Annotated in this window: 20 protein-coding genes; 16 read left to right on the top strand and 4 right to left on the bottom strand. The window is 46.9% G+C overall.

Features of this window, described 5'->3' with window-relative positions; genetic code table 11:
- The first annotated feature begins 128 nt into the window (after positions 1-128).
- The 9 genes from HMPREF3047_RS07220 (at position 129) to clpP (ending at position 10,362) form a co-directional block, all read left to right on the top strand.
- Complete coding sequence (locus tag HMPREF3047_RS07220) at positions 129-953, top strand: amino acid ABC transporter substrate-binding protein (RefSeq protein ID WP_049333849.1); 825 nt, start codon at positions 129-131, stop codon at positions 951-953.
- On the top strand, positions 943-1,659 hold the full coding sequence (locus HMPREF3047_RS07215; RefSeq protein ID WP_049333847.1) for an amino acid ABC transporter permease: 717 nt from the start codon (positions 943-945) through the stop codon (positions 1,657-1,659). Before HMPREF3047_RS07220 ends, HMPREF3047_RS07215 begins: the two co-directional genes overlap by 11 nt.
- Positions 1,660-1,668: 9 nt before the next feature.
- The gene (locus HMPREF3047_RS07210) at positions 1,669-2,436 is read left to right on the top strand and encodes an amino acid ABC transporter ATP-binding protein (protein ID WP_049333845.1); all 768 of its coding nucleotides are present in this window, start codon (positions 1,669-1,671) and stop codon (positions 2,434-2,436) included.
- A gap of 171 nt (positions 2,437-2,607) precedes the next feature.
- Positions 2,608-4,527 carry an ATP-binding cassette domain-containing protein gene (locus HMPREF3047_RS07205; RefSeq protein ID WP_070712911.1) on the top strand — a complete coding sequence of 640 codons (1,920 nt, stop codon included), beginning with the start codon at positions 2,608-2,610 and terminating at the stop codon, positions 4,525-4,527.
- A 47-nt stretch (positions 4,528-4,574) separates the two neighbouring features.
- On the top strand, positions 4,575-4,928 hold the full coding sequence (locus tag HMPREF3047_RS07200; protein WP_070585344.1) for a nucleolar protein: 354 nt from the start codon (positions 4,575-4,577) through the stop codon (positions 4,926-4,928).
- A 36-nt stretch (positions 4,929-4,964) separates the two neighbouring features.
- Positions 4,965-5,516 carry a hypothetical protein gene (locus HMPREF3047_RS07195; RefSeq protein WP_070585346.1) on the top strand — a complete coding sequence of 184 codons (552 nt, stop codon included), beginning with the start codon at positions 4,965-4,967 and terminating at the stop codon, positions 5,514-5,516.
- Positions 5,517-5,704: 188 nt separating this feature from the next.
- Complete coding sequence (locus HMPREF3047_RS07190; protein WP_070585348.1) at positions 5,705-8,149, top strand: DNA translocase FtsK; 2,445 nt, start codon at positions 5,705-5,707, stop codon at positions 8,147-8,149.
- Positions 8,150-8,341: 192 nt separating this feature from the next.
- Positions 8,342-9,652, top strand: coding sequence for a trigger factor (gene tig, locus HMPREF3047_RS07185; RefSeq protein ID WP_070712908.1), 1,311 nt, complete (start codon positions 8,342-8,344; stop codon positions 9,650-9,652).
- 89 nt (positions 9,653-9,741) lie between these two features.
- Positions 9,742-10,362, top strand: coding sequence for an ATP-dependent Clp endopeptidase proteolytic subunit ClpP (gene clpP / locus HMPREF3047_RS07180; RefSeq protein ID WP_003683589.1), 621 nt, complete (start codon positions 9,742-9,744; stop codon positions 10,360-10,362).
- 65 nt (positions 10,363-10,427) lie between these two features.
- Here the strand turns inward: clpP and HMPREF3047_RS07175 are convergent, their stop codons facing one another.
- Together HMPREF3047_RS07175 and clpB are read right to left on the bottom strand one after the other, a co-directional pair.
- Entirely contained in the window at positions 10,428-12,416 is a 1,989-nt protein-coding gene (locus HMPREF3047_RS07175; RefSeq protein WP_070712906.1) for a site-specific recombinase, read from the bottom strand.
- A 229-nt stretch (positions 12,417-12,645) separates the two neighbouring features.
- Positions 12,646-15,219: an ATP-dependent chaperone ClpB gene (gene clpB / locus HMPREF3047_RS07170; RefSeq protein ID WP_070712903.1), complete on the bottom strand. Its 2,574-nt coding sequence runs from the start codon at positions 15,217-15,219 to the stop codon at positions 12,646-12,648.
- 258 nt (positions 15,220-15,477) lie between these two features.
- On the opposite strand from clpB, the gene trpS reads away from it, so the two are divergent.
- The 3 genes from trpS to tpx all read left to right on the top strand — a co-directional run bounded on the left by trpS (position 15,478) and on the right by tpx (position 17,649).
- Positions 15,478-16,488 carry a tryptophan--tRNA ligase gene (trpS, locus tag HMPREF3047_RS07165; protein WP_070712900.1) on the top strand — a complete coding sequence of 337 codons (1,011 nt, stop codon included), beginning with the start codon at positions 15,478-15,480 and terminating at the stop codon, positions 16,486-16,488.
- Between the two features lie 83 nt (positions 16,489-16,571).
- Positions 16,572-17,111: a hypothetical protein gene (locus tag HMPREF3047_RS07160; RefSeq protein ID WP_070712898.1), complete on the top strand. Its 540-nt coding sequence runs from the start codon at positions 16,572-16,574 to the stop codon at positions 17,109-17,111.
- 43 nt (positions 17,112-17,154) lie between these two features.
- Positions 17,155-17,649 carry a thiol peroxidase gene (gene tpx / locus HMPREF3047_RS07155; RefSeq protein WP_070712895.1) on the top strand — a complete coding sequence of 165 codons (495 nt, stop codon included), beginning with the start codon at positions 17,155-17,157 and terminating at the stop codon, positions 17,647-17,649.
- A gap of 103 nt (positions 17,650-17,752) precedes the next feature.
- Here tpx and ftsH read toward each other — a convergent pair whose 3' ends face one another.
- Entirely contained in the window at positions 17,753-19,723 is a 1,971-nt protein-coding gene (gene ftsH, locus HMPREF3047_RS07150; RefSeq protein WP_070712893.1) for an ATP-dependent zinc metalloprotease FtsH, read from the bottom strand.
- Between the two features lie 70 nt (positions 19,724-19,793).
- Positions 19,794-20,414, bottom strand: coding sequence for an RlmE family RNA methyltransferase (locus HMPREF3047_RS07145; protein WP_070712890.1), 621 nt, complete (start codon positions 20,412-20,414; stop codon positions 19,794-19,796).
- Positions 20,415-20,525: 111 nt separating this feature from the next.
- Here HMPREF3047_RS07145 and yhbY point away from each other — a divergent pair, with 111 nt between their 5' ends.
- The 4 genes from yhbY to HMPREF3047_RS07125 form a co-directional block, all read left to right on the top strand.
- A complete protein-coding gene (gene yhbY, locus HMPREF3047_RS07140) occupies positions 20,526-20,813 on the top strand; it encodes a ribosome assembly RNA-binding protein YhbY (protein ID WP_070585365.1) in 288 nt (95 codons plus the stop codon).
- 225 nt (positions 20,814-21,038) lie between these two features.
- On the top strand, positions 21,039-22,469 hold the full coding sequence (locus HMPREF3047_RS07135; protein ID WP_070585367.1) for a tetratricopeptide repeat protein: 1,431 nt from the start codon (positions 21,039-21,041) through the stop codon (positions 22,467-22,469).
- Between the two features lie 592 nt (positions 22,470-23,061).
- Entirely contained in the window at positions 23,062-25,725 is a 2,664-nt protein-coding gene (gene aceE, locus HMPREF3047_RS07130; RefSeq protein WP_070585369.1) for a pyruvate dehydrogenase (acetyl-transferring), homodimeric type, read from the top strand.
- Between the two features lie 144 nt (positions 25,726-25,869).
- Positions 25,870-26,289: biotin/lipoyl-containing protein (locus HMPREF3047_RS07125; RefSeq protein ID WP_349267141.1), on the top strand; the 420-nt coding region annotated here is incomplete at its 3' end.

Here is a 26,289-nt window from a genome sequence, read left to right as displayed (position 1 = left end):
GCCGTCTGAACAAATCAGCATTCAGACGGCCTTTTAAGGCATAAGATGTATTTTGTATTTTGGGCAGTTTCGCTTAGAATGCACGCTTTAATACCAAATGACACACTTAAAGTCAGGAGTAAAAATCCATGTTGAAAAAATTCGTACTCGGTACCATCGCTGCAGTAGTTTTGGCTGCTTGCGGCGGAGAAGGCAGCAACTCAGCTTCTTCTGCTCCGGCACAATCCGGTGCGGCCTCCGGCTCACTGATTGAGCGTATCAACAACAAAGGTACCATCACTGTCGGTACGGAAGGTACTTACGCACCATTCACCTATCACGACAAAGACGGCAAATTGACCGGCTATGATGTCGAAGTAACCCGCGCAGTTGCCGACAAACTGGGCATCAAAGTTGAATTTAAAGAAACACGTTGGGACTCCATGATGGCAGGTTTAAAAGCCGGCCGTTTTGACGTAGTCGCCAACCAAGTTGGCCTGACCAGCCCTGAGCGTCAAGCGACTTTTGACAAATCCGAACCTTACAGCTGGAGCGGTGCTGTATTGGTTGTACGCAAAGACAGCAACATCAAATCCATAGATGACATCAAAGGCGTGAAAACCGCACAATCCCTGACCAGTAACTATGGTGAAAAAGCCAAAGCTGCAGGCGCAGAACTCGTACCGGTAGATGGTTTGGCACAATCTCTGACCCTGATTGAACAAAAACGTGCCGACGCAACCCTGAACGACGAATTGGCAGTATTGGACTACCTGAAAAATAAACCTGATGCTGGTGTAAAAATCGTTTGGTCTGCCCCGGCTGATGAAAAAGTCGGCTCCGGCTTGATTGTCAATAAAGGCAATGATGAGGCATTGGCCAAATTCAGCACAGCCATGACTGAGCTGAAAGCCGACGGCACGCTGAAAAAGCTGGGCGAACAATTCTTCGGAAAAGACATCAGTGTTAAATAATTTTCTTGCTTCTCTGCCGTTTATGACGGAAACACGCGCTGATATGTTCATCAGCGCGTTTTGGCCTATGGTCAAAGCCTGCTTTATAGTATCTCTTCCTCTGGCGATTGCTTCTTTCGTTATCGGTATGATTATTGCCGTAGCCGTTGCTTTGGTAAGAATCATGCCACCAGGTGGAATTCTTCAAAAAATTCTACTTAAAGTGGTTGAATTCTATATTTCGGTCATTCGTGGAACACCGCTTTTAATACAACTAGCAGTGGTCTTCTACGGTCTGCCATCTGTTGGTATTTATATCGACCCGATTCCTGCCGCCATCATCGGCTTTTCGCTCAATGTCGGCTCATACGCTTCCGAAACCATACGCGCGGCAATTTTGTCCGTACCTAAAGGCCAATGGGAAGCCGGTTTCTCCATCGGTATGACCTATATGCAGACTTTCCACCGCATTGTCGCTCCGCAGGCATTCCGCGTTGCCGTACCGCCTTTGAGCAATGAATTTATCGGTTTATTCAAAAATACCTCGCTTGCAGCTGTTGTAACGGTAACTGAATTATTCCAAGTTACCCAACAGATTGCGAATCGCTCCTATGACTATCTACCGGTTTATATCGAAGCCGCATTGGTTTATTGGTGTTTCTGTAAAGTGCTGTTTTTGATTCAGGCGCGTTTGGAAAAACGTTTCGACCGTTATGTCGCCAAATAAGGAGTTGTCATGATTAAAATCCGCAATATCCATAAGACCTTTGGCGAAAATACCATTTTGCGCGGCATCGATTTGGATGTCGGCAAAGGACAGGTGGTGGTTATCCTAGGCCCGTCCGGATCAGGCAAAACCACGTTTTTACGCTGTTTAAACGCTTTAGAAATGCCTGAACAAGGTCAGATCGAGTTTGACAATGCGCAGCCGTTAAGCATCGATTTTTCCAAAAAACCAAGCAAACATGATATTTTGGCACTGCGCCGCAAATCCGGCATGGTGTTCCAACAATACAACCTCTTTCCTCACAAAACTGCGTTGGAAAACGTCATGGAAGGGCCGGTTGCCGTACAAGGCAAGCCTGTCGCTCAAGCGCGTGAAGAGGCTGTCAAATTGCTTGAAAAAGTCGGTTTGGGCGATAAGATTGACCTCTACCCCTACCAGCTTTCCGGCGGTCAACAGCAGCGTGTCGGCATTGCCCGCGCATTGGCGATTCAGCCTGAATTGATGCTGTTTGACGAACCGACTTCCGCGCTTGACCCTGAATTGGTGCAAGATGTTTTGGATACCATGAAGGAATTGGCACAAGAAGGCTGGACCATGGTTGTCGTTACGCATGAAATCAAATTCGCCTTGGAAGTGGCAACCACCGTTGTCGTGATGGACGGCGGCGTTATTGTCGAACAAGGCAGCCCGCAAGATTTGTTCAATCATCCCAAACATGAGCGGACACAAAAATTCCTGCGCCAAATCCGTGCAGACAATGCCGATCTTCAAATTTAATTGAAACGACAGACAATTTGAAAGCATTTCCGACCGTCATTTCATAAAGGCCGTCTGAATAAGTGAAATAGAAATCGTTGATTTCGTTTTCATACTTGTTCAGACGGCCTTTTATATGTCTTTTCAGGTAAAATAACGCCTTTCGTTTTACTCATCCCCTTGCCTGCCATCATGATAGAAATTAAAAAACTCACCTTACAACGCGGTTTGAAAGTCCTGCTCGATAAAGCCGATGCCGTAATCAACCCTGGCCAACGCGTTGGTTTAATCGGTAAAAACGGTACGGGCAAATCCAGCCTGTTTGCGCTAATAAAAGGTGAAATCACTCAAGATGGCGGCGAAATCCTTATTCCCAAAACATGGCGCCTTGCTTCCGTCTCTCAAGAAACACCTGATTTAGATATTTCCGCTTTAGACTACGTTTTACAAGGCGATGCCGAATTGCAGGCTTTTCAGACGGCCTTGGCTCAAGCAGAAGCGCAAAACGACGGCATGAAGCAAGCCGAATATCACGCCAAACTTGAAGAAATCGATGCCTACACTGCTCCGGCACGTGCCGCCAAACTGCTTAACGGCTTAGGTTTTGCACAAGAAGAACATACGCGCCCCGTCAAATCCTTCTCCGGCGGCTGGCGTATGCGCCTCAACCTTGCCCAAGCGCTGATTTGTCGTGCCGATTTGTTGCTTTTGGACGAACCGACCAACCACTTGGATTTAGAAACCGTGTTATGGCTGGAAAACCATCTCGCTTCCCTGCCCTGTACGCAAATCATCATCTCCCATGACCGTGACTTCTTGAATGCCACCACAACGCACACCATCGAGCTGTCGCAACAAAAACTGACCCAATACGGCGGCAATTACGATTTCTATCAAGCCGAACGCGCCCAACGTCTGGCGCAACAACAAGCCGCCTACGTCAAACAGCAGGCGCAAATCAAACATCTGCAATCCTTTATCGACCGTTTCAAAGCCAAAGCCACAAAGGCCGTACAAGCCCAAAGCCGCATGAAGGCATTAGCCAAACTTGAGCGCATCGCTCCTGCGCATTTGGATAGCGAGTTTTCCTTTGAGTTTGCCAATCCGACCCATCTGCCTAATCCATTATTGAAACTCGACCATGCCGACTTAGGTTATGGCGACAATACCGTTTTACACGATATCACCTTGTCTTTGGAAAGCGGCGCACGTTACGGCCTATTGGGCGTTAACGGCAGCGGTAAATCTACATTTATCAAAGCATTGGCAGGAAAAATCGATTTACTTTCCGGCAGCATCGTACGCTCCGAGAAGCTCAATATCGGCTATTTTGCCCAACACCAACTAGACACATTGCGCGCCGATCAAAGTCCGGTTTGGCATATCCAGCAGCTTTCGCCCGAAGTCCGCGAACAGGAAATCCGTAACTTTTTAGGCGGTTTCAACTTTATCGGCGATATGGCGGTTCAAAAGACCGAGCCCTTTTCTGGCGGCGAAAAAGCGCGGCTCGCCCTTGCCATGATTATCTGGCAAAAACCTAATCTGCTGCTGCTTGACGAACCGACCAACCACCTAGACTTGGATATGCGCCACGCCCTGACACTTGCTCTGCAAAGTTTCCAAGGCGCATTGATTGTCGTATCACACGACCGCAGCCTGCTTGAAGCGACTACCGACAGCTTCCTATTGATTGACAAAGGCCGTCTGAACAACTTCGACGGCGATTTGAACGACTACCGTCAATGGCGGTTGGCACAAGAAAACGCCGCAGCAGCCCCCGCCGCATCTGCACAAAGCCAAAGCCGCAAGGACACCAAGCGTATCGAGGCACAAATCCGTCAGGAAAAAGCCAAACGCAGCAAACCGATTCAGCAGAAAATCGACAAAGCCGAAAAAGAAATCACGCGATTGACTGATATTCAGACGGCCTGTGAAGCATTTTTGGCACAAGAATCTGCTTATTCAGAAGAAAATAAACCCAAATTGCAAGAGACACTCGCACAATTAACAGAAACTAAAGTAAAATTAACGCAACTGGAAGAAAACTGGCTGCAATGGCAGGAAGAGCTTGAGCAAATCCAAGTGGATGTCGAAGCCGAGTTTTCCCAATAAAAATAGAGCCATCAGGCCGTCTGAAATAAAACACAATACGGAAAAACATGACTTCAACCATCAAACAAGCCGGATACTTCCTCGTATCCTCTTTCGTCTTGGGCATTTCTCTTCACGCAGCCGCCGCAGTTTATTCCTGCGGCAACGGCAGCTATACTTCCGAACCCAAATCCTCCTGCGCACAGGCACAATTGCCTAAAATCAGCGGCCATCAAGGCAGCGGTTACCACCTCAACATCCGCAGCCTCAATGCCTCTAATGAACGCGCAAGTGCAAAGCCTAAGAAAAAGGCACGCGCGGAAAAATCCGATAAACAAGAGAAAAAAGCCGACAAACCGAGCAAAAACAAAAACGGTACAAAAGCTAAAAAACAGCAGCCCATGCCGTCTGAACAAGAATAAAATGCTCAACTGCAACGAATCGGCCCTACCTGAATCATGAAAAAATATCTGCTTACCCTATCCCTGCTGCCGCTTGCCGTTTTCAATAGCCAAGCCCACGCCGCAAAAATCTACACCTGTGAAGTCAACGGCTCGATTGTCTATACCTCGCGCCCAAGCGGCAACTGCCAAGCCGTCAACGATTTGCCGATTGTCGGCAAATACAGCAGCAGCCGATACGACGCCCCGGTTAGCGATGCGCCTACACTCAACGCACCGACATCACAAACGGCTCCGGCAAAAAGCAAAAACACAGCAGCAAAATCCAACCACAAAGCAACGCCCAAACCTGCCCCTATCCGCACTGCTTCTGAAACGGCTCCTCCTCCGGTTCCAAAATCCTCCGGTGTCAACAGTCGCCGCTCTATTCTGGAAACCGAGTTATCCAATGAACGCGCGGCTTTGGCCGATGCCAAAAAGCAACTGAGCCAAGCGCGGACAGCCAAAGGTGGCAGCGTCAATCAACAGGCCATCAGTACGCTGCAAGGTGCGGTTTTGGATAGAGAGAAAAACATTCAAGCCCTCCAGCGCGAACTGGGCAGAATGTAAGTCCAAATCAATCAAAACATCAGGCCTTCTGAATAGGTGGAAACGAAATCCAAAATTTTCGTCATGCCAAACAGACGGCCTGAATCCTATAATGATTACGCCCGTTTCAATTTCTTGTGCCTAGTAAATACGGTATAATTTGCCCTTTACGCACATTACCTCCGGTCTTTTCAGACGGCCTTTATCTCATGACTGCAAAATCTTCTAAAACCCAAACAAAAAAACGCGTCTCTACCAAACCGGCAGCCAAACCGACCACACGCAAATCCACCAAAGCACAAACTCAAGCCGACAATAAAGTCTCCCAACGCCTCAAGGCCGCCAAAGAGCTGCAAAAAAACGAAGAAAAAAAAGCGCGTCCCGAGCATGTCGTCAACTTGATTAATGATGCTTTATGGCTGTTTGGCTTGGTTATCACCATTTATCTGGCCATTTCCCTGGCCAGCTTCAGCATGGACGACCCTGCATGGTCGCGCAGCGTTCCCAAAAGCAACGATGTCGCCAACCTCGGCGGCCTCTTTGGCTCCTATCTTTCCGATGTCGGATATTATCTGTTCGGCCTATCGTTTTGGTGGTGGATAGCTGCCTCTTGCGTTTTCCTCTACAAAAATTTCCGCCCCATGAAAAAGCAGGAAAACCACAAGCCCTACAATCACAGCGTAGCCGCTTTGGCATTGTTTCTCCTGCTGGTGTGCAGCCCGATTATCGAACATTTCCTGTTTGACAATGCATTGAGCGAATCCCTTCCCGTCGGTGCAGGCGGCTTGGTCGGCTTGCTGGCGGGTTCAGGCTTGGCTTGGCTGTTGGGTAAGTCGGGCAGTCTGTTGATTATGCTGGTGATGTTGCTTTTATCCATTTCCCTGCTGGCTCAGGTGTCATGGTTGGAAGTCATGGCCAAATCCGGCAGCCATATGGGTGGTCTGTTTGGCAACCTGATGAAAAAACTGTCTCAGTTCCGAAATAAAAAAGAAGATGTCTGCTCCGAAGCTTTGGAAACCCAAAATACGCGCCGCATGGTTAAAGAAGCCAAAACCATTACCGCCACTCCGGTTACTCCGTTGGCAGGCAGCAGCAGCAACCGTAAAACCGTTGCCGTATCCGTTGCGCCGCCCCCTAAAATCCAAACTTCCCTGTTTGACGATACTGAACCTAAAAACAACGGCGAATACCACAAACCCAATATGAACCTGTTGCGTATGCCGTCTGAAGAACCGGTTGCCGTCAATCCGGATGAATTGCAACAAACCGCAGAATTGATCGAAGCCAAGCTGGCTGAATTTGGCATCGGCGTACAGGTTGTTTCCGCCACTTCCGGCCCCGTGATTACCCGCTACGAAATCGAACCGGCACAAGGTGTCAAAGGTAGTCAAATTGTCGCCCTGTCCAAAGATTTGGCGCGCTCGATGTCTCTGCAAGCGGTACGCATCGTAGAAACCATTGCCGGTAAAAACACCATGGGCATTGAATTGCCCAATGAGAAACGCCAAGACGTGATGTTGAGCGAAATCCTCTCTTCACCCGTGTTTACCGACGCCAAATCCAAACTGACCGTTGCCTTGGGTAAAGATATTGCAGGTACGCCCGTTGTCGGCGACTTGGCAAAAATGCCGCATCTTTTGGTCGCTGGTATGACCGGCTCGGGTAAATCCGTCGGCGTGAACGGCATGATTATGTCCATGCTCTTCAAAGCCACGCCCGACGAAGTCCGCTTCATTATGATTGACCCTAAAATGCTGGAATTGAGCATTTACGACGGCATTCCGCACCTGCTTTGTCCGGTTGTGACCGATATGCGCGAGGCAGGACAAGCGTTGAACTGGTGTGTTGCCGAAATGGAAAAACGTTATCGCTTACTTTCCCATGCCGGCGTGCGTAATTTGGACGGTTTCAACCAAAAAGTCGAACAAGCCAAAGCAGCAGGTAAGCCATTACTCAATCCGTTCAGCTTAAATCCTGACGATCCTGAGCCTCTGGAAAAACTGCCGTTGATTGTAGTCGTCATTGACGAATTGGCAGACTTGATGATGACCGAACGCAAATCCGTTGAGCAACAAATCGCACGCCTTGCCCAAAAAGCGCGTGCAGCAGGCATTCACATGATTGTCGCCACCCAACGCCCAAGCGTTGATGTGGTTACCGGCCTGATTAAAGCCAACATTCCGACACGTATGGCCTTTACCGTACAAAGCAAAATCGACAGCCGCACTATTCTTGACCAAATGGGTGCAGACGAATTGCTCAAATACGGCGACTCATTATTCCTGCAACCGGGAAGCGCAGAACCGACACGCCTGCAAGGTGCGTTTGTTTCCGATGATGAAGTGCATCAGGTCGTCAATTTCGTCAAAGAACAGGCTCCGACCAATTATGTAGAAGGCCTGCTCAGTGGTGAAGCGGCCATCGAAACCACCAATATTGTCAATCCGAATGCAAACAGCGATGAGTTATTTGATCAAGCCGTTGCCTTCGTATTGGAAAGCCGGAAAACTTCCATTTCCGCACTCCAACGCCAATTACGCATCGGCTACAACCGTGCCGCCAATTTGGTAGATGCGCTTGAAAATGCCGGTGTTCTTTCTCCGGCAGACATCAACGGCAGCCGACGGATTCTGGCGCAAAAAGACCAGCTGTAAAAAACAACAATATCGAAACGCAAAGGCCGTCTGAAAAGAATTTCCCACTTTTCAGACGGCCTTTTTATGTTATTCGTGAAACATTGTGTTATACTAAGCAGCTAAATTTTGACCTTATGCACGCTTCCGAAGTTCTTCGGAATACTGAGCAGAAGGATAACCGTTTAAACACAACAAATTTAAGGGCTTACGATGAGCGTAACTGTTGAAACTTTAGAAAATCTGGAACGCAAAGTAGTATTGTCTCTGCCTTGGTCCAAAATCAACGCAGAAACTGAGAAAAAACTGAAACAAACCCAACGCCGTGCAAAAGTTGACGGCTTCCGTCCGGGTAAAGCACCGTTCAAAATGATTGCCCAAATGTACGGCGCAAGCGCACAAAACGACGTTATCAACGAATTGGTACAACGCGAATTCTACGAAGTTGCCGTTGCTCAAGAATTGAAAGTTGCCGGTTACCCACGTTTTGAAGCCGTTGAAGAACAAGACGATCAAGAGTCTTTCAAAGTTGCCGCTATTTTTGAAGTTTTCCCTGAAGTAACTATTGGCGACCTGTCAACCCAAGAAGTAGAAAAAGTAACTGCGACTGTTGGCGATGCCGAAGTCGACCAAACTGTAGAAATCCTGCGTAAACAACGCACCCGCTTCAACCATGTTGACCGCGAAGCCCAAAACGGCGACCGCGTCATCATCGACTTTGAAGGCAAAATCGACGGCGAACCTTTCGCTGGCGGCGCGTCTAAAAACTACGCTTTCGTATTGGGCGCAGGTCAAATGCTGCCTGAATTCGAAGCCGGTGTCGTCGGCATGAAAGCCGGCGAAAGCAAAGATGTTACCGTAAACTTCCCTGAAGACTACCACGGTAAAGATGTTGCCGGTAAATCTGCCGTATTCACCATCACTCTGAACAACGTTTCTGAAGCTACTTTGCCTGAAGTTGATGCAGACTTCGCTAAAGCTTTGGGTATTGAAGACGGCGACGTTGCCAAAATGCGTGAAGAAGTGAAGAAAAACGTTGGCCGCGAAGTTGAGCGCCGCATCGGTGAACAAACTAAAGAATCTGTCATGAACGCCCTGCTCAAAGCAGCCGATTTGCAAGTTCCTGTTGCTTTGGTCAACGAAGAAGCCGCTCGCTTGGCAAACGAAATGAAACAAAACTTCGTTAACCAAGGTATGGCTGACGCTGCCAACTTGGATCTGCCTTTGGATATGTTCAAAGAACAAGCAGAACGCCGCGTTTCTTTGGGTCTGATTTTGGCTAAATTGGTTGAAGAAAACAAACTTGAGCCAACTGAAGACCAAATCAAAGCCGTTGTTGCCAACTTCGCTGAAAGCTACGAAGATCCTCAAGAAGTTATCGACTGGTACTACGCAGAGCCTTCCCGCCTGCAAGGCCCGACTTCTTTGGCAGTAGAAAGCAACGTTGTTGATTTCGTTCTGAGCAAAGCTAAAGTAACTGAAAAAGCGCTGTCTTTTGACGAAGTAATGGGCGCACAAGCTTAATTGCTCCAAGGCCGTCTGAAACAGACAATCAAAAGCACCGAAGCGCTTTAAATGCTTTGGTGCTTTTCCATCATTAACAGGAGACAAAAATGTCCTTCGATTTCAATAATTACCTTGTCCCTACCGTTATCGAGCAAAGCGGTCGCGGCGAGCGCGCATTCGACATCTACTCACGCCTTTTGAAAGAGCGCATCGTTTTCTTGATCGGCCCGGTGACAGACGAATCTGCCAACTTGGTTGTTGCGCAATTACTGTTCTTGGAAAGTGAAAACCCTGATAAAGATATCTTCTTCTATATCAACTCTCCGGGCGGTTCGGTTACTGCCGGTATGTCGATTTACGACACCATGAACTTCATCAAGCCTCATGTTTCTACCTTATGCTTGGGTCAAGCAGCAAGTATGGGCGCATTCCTGTTGTCCGCAGGCGAAAAAGGCAAACGCTTTGCCCTGCCAAACAGCCGCATCATGATTCACCAACCGCTCATCAGCGGCGGATTGGCCGGTCAGGCTTCCGATATTGAAATTCACGCTAAAGAGCTGCTGAAAATCAAAGAGAAACTGAACCGCTTACTCGCCAAACATTGTGATCGCGATTTGGCTGACTTGGAACGCGATACCGACCGCGATAATTATATGTCTGCCGATGAAGCTAAAGAATATGGTTTGATTGACCAAGTTTTGGAAAACCGCGCCTCTCTGCAAGCCTAATCTTTATCGATTTTAAATTAAAAGGCCGTCTGAAAAATATATATTCAGACGGCCTTTCTTCAATCTTACTTCGCGTTGTCTTTATTATTCACTTGAACCGGATACAGCAAAATCAAAGGATTGGCTTTCACTTGACTCCAGAAGCTCTTCAGAAGATTACGCATACTACCCAAACGCGTACCGCGAGAACGGAGCGCAACAGCCAAAGCCAAAGAAAAACTGACCACCAGATTCACCATGCCGATTGCCAATACACTGGCCAAGCCAAGCATAAAAGTGAATATATCTGCATGACCGCTAATCGCGGCATAACCCAAATTTGCCGAAGAGAACGCCACATGGCGAATATCCAGCGGCAAGCCGAAAAGATGGCCAAAATAGCCGGTCATCCCCAAAAGCATACCGAAAATAAAATTGCCCATAAGCGAGCCGTAATGCTTATGAATATAAGCAGCCAAACGGCGGCGCGGCTGAGGACGCATGATTTTTCGTAAAAACGGATTAAACGGCAGGCGCTGACGCAGGTTCAGATAATCGGAACGGTTGTCAAAAAAGCCCGCAATAATCCCCGAGCAAAACAGCCATACCCCGGCAATAGCGGCATACCATAAGGTCGGCTGAGTAAAAATCTCAATAGATTTAAGCTGGTAGGCTGTAACCGCCTCGTTTAATAAAGGCTGACCATGCGTGTAGGCATAGCCAAAAGCAATCCCTGCTGCCAACAATACCGCAATCGATACATTGCCAAACACGGCAACACTTTGCGAACGGCATACGTCAATCAGCAGTTTAGCCAATTTATTGTCCACCGCTTTGCTGCCTTCATTTGAGTCCACCTGTTCAGCAAAGCTCGCCGCCGTCATAGCAGGCTGTTTGGTTGCAACAGTGCAATGCAGCATATGAATCAGCATAAAGCCCAAACCATAATTGAGCCCGGCCAAGAATGAAGTAGTAAACTCACCGAATCCCAAAGACGCGATATGGATTTTATTCAATGCCATCAAAGCAATAATTACGCCGCCGCCCGCTGCGGAATAAAACATTTTGAAATATTCGCTACGGTTGCGCGTAATGTAATGCTCGCCATGATGACTTTTGTTTTCCGTAATACTGCGTGCCAGCATTCGGATACTGCTTTTACGCAAGTGGCTGGTACTATATTGCTCTACCGCCGCGTAAATCATCGCATTCATCAGATTGATGGTTAAGCGAGTACGGCTGCCGGTTTCGATTTGAATATTAGTCAACAGTTTCAGACGGTCTATGGTTTGTTGCAGGCGCTCCAACAAGTGCGCCACTTTCACTGACGAGCCAGACCCCGCTCCTGTACCACGCCGACGCAGATACTCAATTTGCTTGTCGCACTGGTCAAACATGACCTCCAAGTGCGCCGTATCATAAGTTTCTTCACTGTGGCGATAGTGTTCTACCAATTTTGCAATTTCACGTTGCAAAGCAACAAATGCTGAATCTGCCTCCAACAAACGGGGGGCAATCCGTATTAAATCCGGCTCAATCGCTTCGGAAGCAATCCAAATAGACAGCATTTCCACCGCTCGCAAACGGGCATCTGCCAACTGTCGGCTGGCCGTCTGAAGCAAAGCAGGATCCGCTTTGCCCTGCAACAATTCATACATGCTCAACCATTGGCGCAAACTCAGGGTTTGCAACCATTTATCATCGTTTTTCGAATGAAAAAGATATAAAAATACTTCGCGCAGATTGGAAAAATCTTTATAAGACGGGCTGAAACGTTCGTAAATCCGTATGCCCATCTCCCGAGTAAAACTATGGCGCGAGAAAATACCCAGCTTAATCAGCGCAGGATAGATGTGAACTTTGGACAGCCAGGCATAGAAGCGCAGACTGAATTGACGGCATAAAGCATCGTCTTGTTTTAAAGTAGATAAAATCAAATCGAAACGTTCGGAAGCCTGTTTTTTGCCTCCTCGGCGCAAAAATTTGATTAATGCATTGAGAATAAGAACAAAGTCGGTATCATTTAAGCGTTCCGACAAAATAATGTGAAGATTTTGATTAGTCAGTTTTTGCATTGTAGTATTAGTACATAAAATGAGATATTTAGCAAGAACCTTGGCAAACAGGTCGGATTATATCGCATTCTTTATCAACCCATGTCACAAGATTTTCAATTAATATTCTCTAAAATTCAATGAATAATCAAATTACATAACAAATATATGATGTGAATCAATAACTAAGAAAGGCCGTCTGAATTCTTTCAGCCGGCCTTTTACAACAACATACTACATTGTTTTAAACTTATGCAAACAAGAGCTTACCACCCTCTTCTTTAACATGGATTGTGCTATCGGGCGCATATTTGCCTTCAAGCAAGGCTTTTGCCAGCGCATTTTCGATTTCAGACTGAATAGCGCGTTTGAGCGGACGGGCACCATACACAGGGTCGAAACCGGCTTTGGCAATCAGATCCAAGGCAGCATCATCGACTTTCAGATGCAGATGTTGCGCTTCCAAACGTTTTTCCAAACCTTTAAGCTGGATTTTCGCAATACTGCGGATATTAGCCTGATCCAAACCGTGGAACACGACAACTTCGTCAATACGGTTGATCATTTCAGGACGGAAATGTTCTTTCACATCCTCCATCACGACTTCTTTTACTGCTTCGTAGTCCTGAGTACCCATTTGTTGGATATGTTGGCTGCCGATGTTGGAAGTCATGACAATAACGGTATTTTTAAAGTCTACGGTACGGCCTTGTCCGTCGGTCAAGCGGCCGTCATCCAATACTTGCAGCAAGATGTTGAATACGTCCGGATGGGCTTTTTCCACTTCATCCAAAAGAATCACGCTGTACGGTTTGCGGCGGACTTGTTCGGTCAGGTAACCGCCCTCTTCGTAGCCAACATAGCCGGGAGGCGCACCGATTAAGCGGGCAACAGCATGTTTTTCCATGTATTCGGACATATCGATACGAATCAGATGATCTTCGCTGTCAAACAGGAAGCCTGCCAAAGCTTTGCACAATTCGGTTTTACCCACACCGGTCAGGCCTAGGAACAGGAAGCTGCCGTAAGGCTTGTTTGGATCGGCAAGGCCTGAGCGGCTTCGGCGGATAGCGTCGGACACGGCACGCACGGCTTCATCTTGACCAACCACGCGGCGGTGCAATACTTCTTCCATCTTCAGCAGCTTATCGCGTTCACCTTCCATCATTTTTGACACAGGAATGCCGGTCATACGGGAAACAATTTCGGCCACTTCATCCGCCCCGACTTCAGTACGGAAAAGTTTGTTTTGTTTTTTGCCGTCGGGGTTACTTTCCGCAGCTTGCAACTGTGCGCCCAATTTCGGTAACTCACCGTATTCGAGTTCGGACGCACGGGCAAAATCGCCTTGACGTTTGGCCTGCTCGATTTTGACTTTGATGTCGTCCATCTGTTTTTTGATGTCGGCAGTGCTGGAAGAGGCGGCTTTTTCTGCTTTCCAGATTTCGTCCAAATCGGCGTATTCTTTTTGCAATCCGTCGATTTCTTCGTCTATCAATTCCAGACGTTTCTTGCTGGCATCATCGGTTTCTTTGGCAACGTGCATTTTTTCCATTTTGAGCTGGATAATGCGACGGTCAAGTTTATCCATTTGCTCAGGTTTGCTATCCAGCTCCATTTTGATGCGGCTGGCTGCTTCATCGATCAAATCAATCGCTTTATCAGGCAGGAAGCGGTCGGTAATATAACGGTCGCTCAACTCCGCTGCGGCAACAATAGCAGGGTCGGTAATATCGATACCGTGGTGGATTTCATAACGCTCTTGCAAACCGCGCAAAATAGCGATGGTATCTTCTACGCTTGGCTCACCAACCAATACTTTTTGGAAGCGGCGTTCGAGTGCCGCGTCTTTTTCGATGTATTGACGATATTCGTCCAAAGTGGTCGCGCCGATGCAGTGCAGTTCGCCGCGTGCCAAGGCCGGTTTCAACATATTACCCGCGTCCATCGCGCCGTCGGTTTTACCCGCGCCAACCAAAGTATGGATTTCGTCAATGAAAATCAAAGTGTTGCCATCGTCTTTAGCCAAGTCGTTCAACACACCTTTCAAGCGTTCTTCAAATTCGCCGCGGTATTTCGCGCCGGCAATCAATGCCGCCAAATCCAAAACCAGCAGGCGTTTGTTGCGCAGGGATTCAGGCACTTCGCCGTTGACAATGCGTTGCGCCAAGCCTTCAACAATAGCGGTTTTACCCACACCAGGCTCACCAATCAGCACAGGGTTGTTTTTTGTACGGCGTTGCAATACCTGAATTGCACGACGAATCTCATCATCGCGGCCGATAACGGGGTCAAGTTTGCCGTCGCGGGCGCGCTGGGTCAGATCGAGCGTGTATTTTTTCAGAGCATCGCGTTGGTCTTCAGCATTCGCATCGTTCACGTTTTGTCCTCCTCGTACCGCATCAATTGCGGCATTGATATTTTGTTCGGTCGCACCAGCTTCTTTCAAGATTTTGCCGGCCGCATCATTCTGCTGAACCAAAGCCAGCAGGAAAAGTTCGCTGGCGATATAGGCATCGCCACGTTTGGTTGCAGCCTTGTCCATCAAGTTCAATACAGCTTGCAGCTCACGGCTAGGCATAATATCGCCACTTTGACCGGATACTTTTGGCAAGCTGCTCAAATGTTGCTGCAAACGTTGTTTTACTTGAGGCACATTCACACCTGCATGAGCAAGTAACGCAGCGGCACCACTGTTTTGATCGTCAAGCAACGCTTTTAAGATAAAGCCGGCCTCAAGGTAGCTACTGTCCGCAGCCAAAGCCAAACTTTGACCTTCTTGCAAAGCTTGCTGAAATTTGGCAGTCAATTTATCAAATCTCATTTTACGTTCCTCTTCAAATATATTCTGTTAGAGTCTATATAAGCGCAAATGTGGATAACTCAAGAGCCATTTACCCCATTAATCAACAATTTTTAATATATTATTGTTTTATAACGTTTTATTTTTATGATTTTATGTGTATAACTTTTATTATCTATCTACTCTTTACTCAAAAGGCCGTCTGAAAAATCAAGAATAATCAGGTATAATCGGCACCATATTTATTTTCAGACGGCCTTTGTGCCGAAGGATACTTTCATGAGCAAAAAACGAGTTTTAACAGGCGTTACCACAACAGGTATTCCACACTTGGGCAACTACGTCGGTGCCATCCGCCCGGCCATCCGCGCGGCGCAAGATTCCAATACCGAATCATTCCTCTTTTTGGCCGACTATCACGGCATCATCAAATGTCATGAACCAGAAATGATTCATCAATCTACTCAAGCTGTTGCCGCCACATGGCTTGCCTGCGGACTCAATCCGGAACAGACCACTTTCTATCGTCAAAGCGATATTCCCGAGGTGATGGAGTTGAACTGGATTCTGACCTGTATCACTGCAAAAGGCCTGATGAACCGCGCTCACGCTTATAAAGCTGCAGTACAGGCAAATACCGAAAACGGTCAGGAAGATCCGGATCATGGCGTGGAAATGGGCCTGTACAGCTACCCTATCCTCATGACTGCCGACATCCTGATGTTCAATGCCCATGAAGTTCCAGTCGGTCGCGACCAAATCCAACACGTTGAAATGGCACGTGATATTGCCGGTCGCTTCAACCACCGCTTCCAAGAGCTCTTCACCCTGCCAGAAGTAAAAATCGACGAAAACGTCGAACTCTTGGTCGGCTTGGACGGACGCAAAATGTCCAAATCCTACGGCAATACCATTCCGCTTTGGGAAAACGACAAGAAAACCCAAAAATCGGTCAACAAAATCATCACCAACATGAAAGAGCCCGGAGAGCCGAAACAGCCTGATGAAAGTCCTTTGTTTGAAATCTACAAAGCCTTCTCCACGCCGTCTGAAACTGCCGAGTTCACGCAAATGCTGGCCGAAGGCCTTGCTTGGGGTGAAGCCAAGAAACTCTTGGGCGCAAAAATCAATGCCGAGCTCGCAGAACCGCGCGAGCGTTACAACGAGTTAACAGCCAAACCCTCTCAAATTGAAGACATTTTGCAGGCCGGCGCACACAAAGCGCGTAAAGAAGCACGCGAATTGTTGGATAAAGTACGCGATGCGGTAGGTATTCGTCCGTTGAAATAATAATAGTAAGGCTGTCTGAAAATTTCAGACGGCCATAATATCGTTTATCATTTGAAATATAATCGTTTTCTAGGGTTTCTCATATGAAAAAAACCTTCCCCCTTATCTTGCTCAGCCTTTCATTGGCTGCCTGCGGCGGTAAATCTGAAGATACTACAGCCAATGATATTGCTTCAGGCAAAGCGCCCAAGCCTACCTTCAAAGTTAAATATATCGATGAACAAGCCATAGCCGGTTTGAATTTAGGTACAGCTCAAGAAGGCGAAACGAAAGAAGGTAAGAAACAACGCACCTATCCGATTAACGGCATAGAGGGCGGTGTTATCAATCTGATTGGTAAGCACCCTACCGACTTAGAAGTCATCAGCGGCCAATGCATGGAAAAAAATGAAAAAGGCGTTTCAGCCGGCTGGTCAGCCAACGGAGTTTGCCACACTGCCTTTGCAAAAATGGTGGACAATATTGCCCAAGACGGCGGCCAACTGACCGACTATCTGATTTCACACGCTGCTTTGCAGCCTTATACCGAAGGCAAAAGCGGTTATGCTGCCGTCCAAAACGGCCGCTATATTTTAGAAATTGACAGCGAAGGCATGTTCTATTTCCGTCGCCGTCATTACTAAAATCCTGCCTATCCTATTTTCCCCCTGACACAAGGACTGAATCATGGCTCAAGTTACTTTCCAAGGCTCTCCTATTTCTACAAACGGCAATTTGCCTGCCATCGGCCAAGTTGCACCTGATTTCACATTGGTAGCAGCAGACCTATCTGAGAAATCATTGGCTGACTTTGCAGGCAAACGCAAAGTGCTGAATATTTTCCCTAGCATTGACACCGGCGTATGCGCCCAGTCCGTCCGCACTTTCAACAAACGCGCCTCTTCTTTGGACAATACCGTCGTCTTGTGCATTTCTGCCGATTTACCGTTCGCACAAGCCCGTTTCTGCGGCGCAGAAGGTTTAGAAAATGTAGTGACACTTTCTACATTCCGCAGCAGCTTTTCTAACGATTACGGTGTTACACTGACAGAAAGCCCATTACGCGGCCTGACTGCCCGCGCAGTGGTGGTTTTGAATGAGCAAAACCAAGTTCTCCACGCTGAGCTGGTATCTGAAATTGCGAACGAGCCTGACTACGAAGCTGCTTTGACTGTTTTGTAATTAACCAAATAAAATCAGGCCGTCTGAAGCTTTTCAGACGGCCTTTAGATTATCCTCAAAATAAAAACGGTAGCTTAAAAGCTACCGTTTTCTGTTTCAAGCCTTATACAGATTTATCTGTTTTGTCTGCTTCTACTGACTCAGCATTCTGAACCTCATTTTGCTCAACAGGTTCAGCAGCTTCAGCAACAGGCGCTTCAGGCGCTTTAGGCTCTTCTACTTTGTCATCACGGACATTGTGGCTGTAATCTTTAGGCGGACTAGGCTGTTTACCGGCCATAATTTCCAAAACTTGATCTCGATCGATAGTTTCCCAATCCATCAGTGCTTTGCACATGGTTTCCATCTTATCGCGATTTTCATCCAAGATTTTGTAAGCCACTTGGTATTGCTCATCCAAAATACGGCGGATTTCTGCATCGATATCTTGTTGGGTTTTCTCGGAAATATTTTGAGAACGAGTTACGCTGCGACCCAAGAATACCTCACCTTCGTTCTCAGCATAAACCATCACACCCATTTTGTCGCTCATACCATAACGCGTTACCATCTCGCGTGCCATTTGAGTTGCACGCTCAAAGTCGTTAGATGCACCGGTAGAAATACGGCCGACAAAAATATCTTCAGCAATACGGCCACCAAACAAGATTGAGAGCTGGCTCAGCATTTGGTCTTTGTACATACTGATGCGGTCACGCTCAGGCAGCTGCCAAGTCAAACCCAATGCACGGCCGCGAGGCATAATTGTTACTTTGTGAACCGGATCGGTAAACGGCAGGCTTTCCGCTACGATTGCATGACCGGCCTCATGATAGGCTGTCGCACGTTTTTCATCTTCGTGCATCACCATGCTGCGACGTTCCGGACCCATGTAGATTTTGTCTTTAGCATCTTCAAAGTCGCTTTGATCGACTTTAACTTTATTACGACGACCGGCAAACAAAGCTGCTTCATTGACCAAGTTTGCCAAATCCGCACCTGAAAAACCAGGGGTACCGCGTGCTAAAGAAGTCAAATCTACGGATGCATCCAAAGGTACTTTTTTAGCGTGTACTTTCAAGATTTGCTCACGGCCACGGATATCAGGCAATGGAACAACGACTTGACGGTCAAAACGGCCCGGACGCTGCAACGCGGGGTCAAGTACATCAGGACGGTTGGTTGCTGCGATCACAATAACGGTTTGGTTACTTTCAAAACCATCCATTTCAACCAACAATTGGTTCAATGTTTGCTCACGCTCATCATTACCACCACCCAAACCAGCACCACGCTGACGGCCAACCGCATCAATTTCATCGATAAAGATGATACATGGCGCGTTTTTCTTGGCCTGCTCGAACATATCGCGGACACGGCTCGCACCGACACCGACAAACATTTCTACGAAGTCAGAACCTGAAATACTGAAGAATGGCACACCGGCCTCACCGGCAATCGCTTTAGCCAGCAATGTTTTACCCGTACCAGGGCTACCGGCCAACAAAATACCGCGAGGTACACGACCACCTAGGCTTTGGTAACGATTGGGGGCTTTTAAATAATCTACGATTTCTTGTACTTCTTCTTTTGCCTCATCACAACCGGCAACATCGGCAAAAGTCACTTTATTGGAATCTTTATCCAACAAACGAGCACGGCTTTTACCAAAAGAGAAGGCGCCGCCTTTACCGCCACCGCCGCTTTGCATGCGCATGAAGTAGAACCATGCACCGATCAACAACAAAACAGGCAGCAGGCTGTAAAACAGACTGGCCAGCATACTTGGTTTTTCTTCCGGAGTCACTTTGACGCGTACTTTGTTGTCCAACAGTGTTTTAACCAAGTTGTCATCCAAAGGCGCATTGGTATAGAAGGCAGTTTTATCGGTGCGCTCACCTTTAATCAGATAGCCGCTGACAACAGATCCTTCAATATTGACATTGGATACTTCGCCACTATTAACTTGCTGAATAAATTGAGAATATTCGATTTGCTGTTTATCTTCCTGCTTATCGCTGAGTGCATTGAATGCTGCTAAAAGCATAGCACCACCCACTACCCAGACTAATATGTTTTTAATGGTATTCCCCACTGAACAGGCTCCATGGTTACAAAATAAATAAAATCAAGGGAAAGAATTTTAAAGCACCCACCCTACATTGTCAGCGTTTATTTTTGCCTAATAGGTAAATCTCACTGGAACGATTGCGGGAAGCATCCGGCTTTCTAGTTTGTACACTGGCAAAAATTTCGCGCATTGCCGCCGTATATTCCTGATAGCCCGCGCCTTGAAACACCTTCACCAAAAAACTGCCTCCGGGTTTCAAATGCTGCGAGGCAAAATCCAAAGCCAGTTCACACAGGTAAAAACTGCGTGCCTGGTCTGTTACGGCATTGCCTGACATATTGGGTGCCATATCACAGATTACAAGGTCTAACGGACGATTATCCAATAAGGCTTCAAACTGCTCTAAAACAGCATCTTCCCTAAAGTCGCCCTGAATAAACGACACACCTTCAATAGCATCCATCGGCAAAATATCCAAAGCAAACACTGCTCCTGTTTTACCGACCAGCTTGGCCGCCACCTGTGACCAACTTCCCGGCGCGCTGCCCAAATCCGCCAAAACCGTACCTAGCTTGATTAATTTGTCTTTTTGATTGATTTCCAATAATTTATAAGCCGCTCTGGCACGATATCCGTCCTTTTGTGCCATATGGACATAATGATCGTTGACGTGCTCATGCAGCCATGCTTTTGAAGATTTTGAGCGTACAGCCATCTTGATTTGAAATGCTTAAGTTAAAATCAGCATTGTACGTTATTTCCCCCGTAAATGTTCTAAATCGCGTACAATATAGCCATTATTCTTTTGAATTGGATACTTATTAATATGAGCGACAACAAATTAAGCACCAAAGAAATTTTGGCCTTGAAAGCCCAAGCACATCACCTCCATCCTGTCGTTATGGTTGGCCAACAAGGCTTGACCGACTCAGTCATCAAAGAAACCGATGCCGCATTGACAGCACATGAATTGATTAAAGTCCGTGTTTTTGGCGATGATCGCGCTGAACGTATTGAAATTTGCAATGCCCTGTGTGAAACACTGGGTGCTCAACTGGTGCAACATATTGGCAAATTACTTGTTTTGTGGCGTAAGAAACCGGACGGCGAATAATTTAAACTAAATAAACAACAGAAGTATTTTCTCAACCCACTTTAATCATATCCTTCTGTTGTATTTACGCAGTACGGAATGATTTATTCCATTATTCTAAGCATAAAAATACAAATACGGTTGTCTGTTTTTGTAAATAACCTCAAAATTACAAAATCATAACGGCCGCACTCTGTCGGCCGATTATTTTATTCTTAATCCTTCGCAAAATATAAAAGCAAACCGATGAATGCTCAACAATATGAAGAATCTTTTCTTCTAGCAGAAAAATTAATCACTCAAGACCCTCCTGACTTTGCACGAGCCATCCCATTGCTCTGCGAGGCAGCAGAAGCCGGGCATATTGAGGCCGCATTTCAGCTAGCAGGATACCTGATCGAACACCACGAAAATGCGCAAGATTTAGCAATTGCAGTTGAATATTTAAAGCAAGCTGCAAGAGCTGGTCATCCATACGCCCGCTATAATCTTCTCCAGTTACAAGAAAATAATGGAATAGAAATAGAAAAACTCATTGCAGCCTATCAAGAGCTTGCTGAAGAAGGATTAGCCCCAGCACAACTACGCCTCATGCGTTTATATGCAGATAATGGCAATGACCAAGAAGCAGTCAAATGGGCATTGAAAGCTGCCGAACAGCAAAATCCTCAGGCGCAATACTTCTTAGCCCAACATTACCAATATTCCAGCTCTTCTGATTTGGAATATTCCCATAAACTCTATCAGCAATCCGCTGCACAGGGATTTATTGCAGCACACTGGCAACTCGGTCTCCAATACAAATTGGGGCAAGGTGTCGCACAAAATCCTGAAAAAGCAATCGAACATTTACGTATTGCCGCCGATTACGACATTGTTCCAGCGCAAACTTCTCTTGCGGAACTCTTAGCCGCATCAAATCCTGCTGAAGCATTGGAATGGTTTGAAAAAGCTGCCGCACAAGGTGACAGCAATGCGAATGTAGCACTTGCCGAAATCTATCTGCTAGGCAAAAACACCGAACGAGACCCTCAGAAGGCCTATCAGCACGCTAAATTTGCTGCTGATCAAAATGATCCGGAAGGTTTGCGCCTTTTAGGTGATATCTATCGCTACGGATTGGGACGAGCAGTTGATGCTGACACCGCACGCCAATATTATCAACGCTCGGCTGATTTAGGTAATCTTGCCGCTTACCAAAAACTTCTGTCTGACAGCGCATTGAATAACCAGCAAAACTATGAGCTAACCAAAGAAATCGCCCTCCAACGTCAGGAAGCCGAGCGTCTGTACAAGCTGGCATTTGCAGCGCACTATGGCTTAAAACGCAAACAGAATTACGCTGAAGCACTGGAGTTATACCATCAGTCCGCAGAACGTGGACACAGTAAATCCCAAACCAATCTAGGTATGATGTATTACTGCGGACAAGGCGTACCTGTCGACTACGCCCAAGCTGCAAAATGGTTTGAAGCAGCGGCCAAACAAAGAGACACGATGGCTCAATATAATCTTGCCTGCCTGTATTATCACGGCATGGGTGTAAAAAAAGACATCAACAATGCTTGCTTCTGGTTGCAAGAAGCCATCCAACATGGACATGAACAGCAAGACGTTCTCAAAGAGCTTCTGACTCAATGGAAGCAATTCTCTCAAAAAGGCTCTACTGATAATTAGAGGCCGTCTGAAATTCTAACTTCCTACATAAATGACATGTCAGCGCTAAAGTAGCCTGTACATGTCATTTTTTTCATTTACCCTTCCTCAACAATCGCCATCTTCAAATCCCATTTCTCCTTAATCTCTTTAGAGTCTTCAGACGGCCTATTCTCTTTGTAAAAAACCAGATAATCTAAATTTAATTTTCTATTTACAACAAAATTTGAAAAATATTTTTCGTATTCGAATAAACTTTCTCAAATATCTGATGCTTTTTTACTGTATCCACTCAATATCTCGATTTAAAAACAAGCTACATAACTCTTTTAAAAAATCTTAATTTCAACCTCTAAATCCTATCAATATCTACAGCACAATTTGCCAGTTTGCCCAATTACTGATAGCATTTGCAGGTTAGCTGGTTTGTAAAAAGTTCAATTCTTTCTGATTTTTTATCAACGGTTATAACGTATTGATAATATTTCAGTAATTAAAACTTTTTTCGAATTTAACTCTAGGAATTTTCGTTTTAAACTCACATCTGTTCGCAAACGAAAATATCGGAGTAATACTCCGTCATTGAAAAACACTCAACACAAGGATAGATATTATGTCCACCCAATTACACGATGTTGACCCAATTGAAACCAAAGAATGGTTAGACGCGTTAAGCTCTGTTTTAGAATATGAAGGTAGCGAACGCGCCCAATACCTGCTGGAAAGTTTGGTCAAATACAGCCGTGACAAAGGCATCCGTATGCCTCACGGCACCACTACTCCATATTTGAACACCGTTTCCGTAGAAGACGAAAAAGGCATCCCTGGCGACCAAAACATCGAACACCGCATCCGTGCATTCGTTCGTTGGAACGCTGCCGCTATCGTTTTGCGCGCAGGTAAAAAAGATTTGGAATTGGGTGGACATATTGCATCTTTCCAATCAGCCGCCACTATGTACGAAGTCGGCTTCAACCACTTCTGGAAAGCTAAAGGCGAAGGCGAAGAAGGCGATCTGGTATTCTTCCAAGGCCACGTAGCCCCTGGTATCTACGCACGTGCGTTTGTTGAAGGCCGTCTGACTGAAGACCAGCTGAACAACTTCCGTCAAGAAGTTGGCGGTAAAGGTCTGCCTTCTTACCCTCACCCTCACCTGTTGCCTGACTTCTGGCAATTCCCAACCGTATCTATGGGTCTTGGCCCATTGATGGCAATTTACCAAGCACGCTTCCTGAAATACTTGGAATCTCGCGGTCTGGCTAAAACCAAAGGCCGTAAAGTATGGGTATTCTGTGGCGACGGTGAAATGGACGAACCTGAAAGCCAAGGTGCTATTGCTCTGGCTTCACGCGAAGGCTTGGACAACTTGGTATTCGTCATCAACTGTAACCTGCAACGTTTGGACGGCCCAGTACGCGGTAACGGCAAAATCATTCAAGAGCTGGAAGGCAACTTTGCCGGCGCCGGCTGGAATGTTGTGAAAGTCGTCTGGGGTCGTCGTTGGGACCGCCTCTTGGCAAAAGACAAAGATGGCATCCTGCGCAAACGTATGGAAGAGTGCTTGGACGGTGACTACCAAACTTACAAATCCAAAGACGGTGCATACGTTCGCGAACACTTCTTCAATACACCTGAACTGAAAGCATTGGTCGCCGATATGACTGATGACGAAATTTGGGCATTGAACCGCGGTGGTCATGACCCTCAAAAAGTCTACAACGCTTACGACCGCGCTGCGAATCACGCTAACGGCAAACCTACTGTAATCTTGGCAAAAACCATTAAAGGTTACGGTATGGGTGCATCCGGCGAAGGTCAAAACGTTGCCCACCAAGCCAAAAAAATGGACAAAGCGTCTCTGAAACAATTCCGTGACCGCTTTGACATTCCTGTAACTGACGAGCAAATCGACAGTGGCGACCTGCCTTACCTGACTTTTGCTCCTGACAGCGAAGAATACAAATACCTGCACGCACGTCGCGAATCTTTGGGTGGCTACCTGCCTCAACGCAACCCTACCCAAGACGTTCTGGAAGTGCCTGAACTGTCAGCATTTGATGCCCAACTGAAATCCAGCGGTGACCGTGAATTCTCCACCACCATGGCTTTCGTACGCATCCTGTCTACTTTGCTGAAAGACAAAAAAATCGGCAAACGCGTTGTACCTATCGTTCCTGACGAAAGCCGTACTTTCGGTATGGAAGGTATGTTCCGCCAATACGGCATTTGGAACCCTAAAGGCCAACAATACACCCCTCAAGATAAAGACCAACTGATGTTCTACAAAGAATCCGTCGACGGTCAAATCTTGCAAGAAGGTATTAACGAGCCAGGCGCAATGGCTGACTGGATCGCGGCTGCAACCAGCTACGCCAACAGCAACTTTGCGATGATTCCTTTCTACATCTACTACTCTATGTTCGGTTTCCAACGTATCGGCGACTTGGCATGGGCTGCCGGCGATATGCACGCACGCGGCTTCCTGTTGGGTGGTACTGCCGGCCGTACAACGCTGAATGGTGAAGGTCTGCAACACGAAGACGGCCACAGCCATATTCAAGCAGATTTGATTCCAAATTGTGTTTCTTACGATCCAACATTCCAATACGAAGTAGCCGTTATCGTTCAAGACGGTCTGCGCCGTATGTATGCCAATAACGAAGACGTGTTCTACTACATCACCCTAATGAACGAGAACTACGCTCACCCGGACATGCCTGAAGGCGCAGAAGAAAACATCCTGAAAGGTATGTATCTGCTGAAAGCCAGCGGCAAAGGCGACAAGAAAGTTCAATTGATGGGTTCCGGTACTATCCTGCAAGAAGTAATTGCCGGTGCCGAATTGTTGAAAGCCGACTTCGGCGTAGAAGCAGACATCTGGTCTTGCCCATCATTCAACCAGCTGCACCGCGATGCCATCGAAGTGGAACGCTTCAATCGTCTGAACCCATTGGAAACTGCAAAAGTACCGTTTGTTACTTCTCAACTGCAAGGTCATGACGGTCCGGTTATTGCCGCTACCGACTACATCCGCAGCTATGCTGACCGCATCCGTGCCTACATCCCTAACGACTACCACGTCTTGGGTACTGACGGCTTCGGTCGCTCCGACAGCCGTGCCAACCTGCGCAGCTTCTTTGAAGTTGACCGCTACAACGTTGCCGTTGCTGCATTGAGCGCATTGGCCGAACAAGGCAAAGTCAGCAAAGAAACCGTTCAACAAGCTATTGAAAAATATGGCATCAAAGCCGATTCAGCTCCTAGCTGGAAACGCTAATTGATGTTTCAGACGGCCTGTTTGCTTCATTCAGACATCAGGCCGTCTGAAAACCAAATGCTTGAATGGTTTGAACAAACTGTACCGATGCCGTGTGAAACAGTTTTTAGATGGCATCAAACTGAAAATATTAAAGGAACTCAAATGAGTATCGTAGAAATCAAAGTCCCTGATATCGGCGGTCATGAAAACGTCGACATCATCGCCGTAGAAGTTAAAGTAGGCGACACTATTGCCGTTGACGACACCCTGATTACTTTGGAAACCGACAAAGCCACTATGGACGTACCTGCTGATGCAGCCGGCGTCGTGAAAGAAGTTAAAGTTAAAGTTGGCGATAAAATCTCTGAAGGCGGCGTTATTTTGACCGTTGAAACCGGTGCTGCCGCTGCTGATGCCGCTCCGGCCCCTGCAGCAGAAGCTCCTGCTGCTGCGCCTGCAGCCGCTCCTGCCGGTGGTGCTACCGTACAAGTTGTTGTACCAGATATCGGCGGTCACTCTAACGTAGACGTTATTGCCGTTGAAATCAAAGTTGGCGACACTGTTGCCGTTGACGACACCCTG

It is taken from the genome of Neisseria sp. HMSC075C10 (assembly GCF_001815615.1).
In the GTDB taxonomy this organism is placed as follows: domain Bacteria; phylum Pseudomonadota; class Gammaproteobacteria; order Burkholderiales; family Neisseriaceae; genus Neisseria; species Neisseria subflava_A.
This window is presented reverse-complemented; position numbering and strand designations above follow the sequence as displayed.

What these genes read in the sequence shown, in the direction of transcription:
- HMPREF3047_RS07220 (WP_049333849.1), top strand. Translation starts at nt 129, where the DNA reads ATGTTGAAAAAATTCGTACTCGGTACCATCGCTGCAGTAGTTTTGGCT.
- HMPREF3047_RS07210 (WP_049333845.1), top strand. Translation starts at nt 1,669, where the DNA reads ATGATTAAAATCCGCAATATCCATAAGACCTTTGGCGAAAATACCATT.
- HMPREF3047_RS07205 (WP_070712911.1), top strand. Translation starts at nt 2,608, where the DNA reads ATGATAGAAATTAAAAAACTCACCTTACAACGCGGTTTGAAAGTCCTG.
- HMPREF3047_RS07200 (WP_070585344.1), top strand. Translation starts at nt 4,575, where the DNA reads ATGACTTCAACCATCAAACAAGCCGGATACTTCCTCGTATCCTCTTTC.
- HMPREF3047_RS07195 (WP_070585346.1), top strand. Translation starts at nt 4,965, where the DNA reads ATGAAAAAATATCTGCTTACCCTATCCCTGCTGCCGCTTGCCGTTTTC.
- HMPREF3047_RS07190 (WP_070585348.1), top strand. Translation starts at nt 5,705, where the DNA reads ATGACTGCAAAATCTTCTAAAACCCAAACAAAAAAACGCGTCTCTACC.
- tig (WP_070712908.1), top strand. Translation starts at nt 8,342, where the DNA reads ATGAGCGTAACTGTTGAAACTTTAGAAAATCTGGAACGCAAAGTAGTA.
- clpP (WP_003683589.1), top strand. Translation starts at nt 9,742, where the DNA reads ATGTCCTTCGATTTCAATAATTACCTTGTCCCTACCGTTATCGAGCAA.
- HMPREF3047_RS07175 (WP_070712906.1), bottom strand. Translation starts at nt 12,416, where the DNA reads ATGCAAAAACTGACTAATCAAAATCTTCACATTATTTTGTCGGAACGC.
- clpB (WP_070712903.1), bottom strand. Translation starts at nt 15,219, where the DNA reads ATGAGATTTGATAAATTGACTGCCAAATTTCAGCAAGCTTTGCAAGAA.
- trpS (WP_070712900.1), top strand. Translation starts at nt 15,478, where the DNA reads ATGAGCAAAAAACGAGTTTTAACAGGCGTTACCACAACAGGTATTCCA.
- HMPREF3047_RS07160 (WP_070712898.1), top strand. Translation starts at nt 16,572, where the DNA reads ATGAAAAAAACCTTCCCCCTTATCTTGCTCAGCCTTTCATTGGCTGCC.
- tpx (WP_070712895.1), top strand. Translation starts at nt 17,155, where the DNA reads ATGGCTCAAGTTACTTTCCAAGGCTCTCCTATTTCTACAAACGGCAAT.
- HMPREF3047_RS07145 (WP_070712890.1), bottom strand. Translation starts at nt 20,414, where the DNA reads ATGGCTGTACGCTCAAAATCTTCAAAAGCATGGCTGCATGAGCACGTC.
- yhbY (WP_070585365.1), top strand. Translation starts at nt 20,526, where the DNA reads ATGAGCGACAACAAATTAAGCACCAAAGAAATTTTGGCCTTGAAAGCC.
- HMPREF3047_RS07135 (WP_070585367.1), top strand. Translation starts at nt 21,039, where the DNA reads ATGAATGCTCAACAATATGAAGAATCTTTTCTTCTAGCAGAAAAATTA.
- aceE (WP_070585369.1), top strand. Translation starts at nt 23,062, where the DNA reads ATGTCCACCCAATTACACGATGTTGACCCAATTGAAACCAAAGAATGG.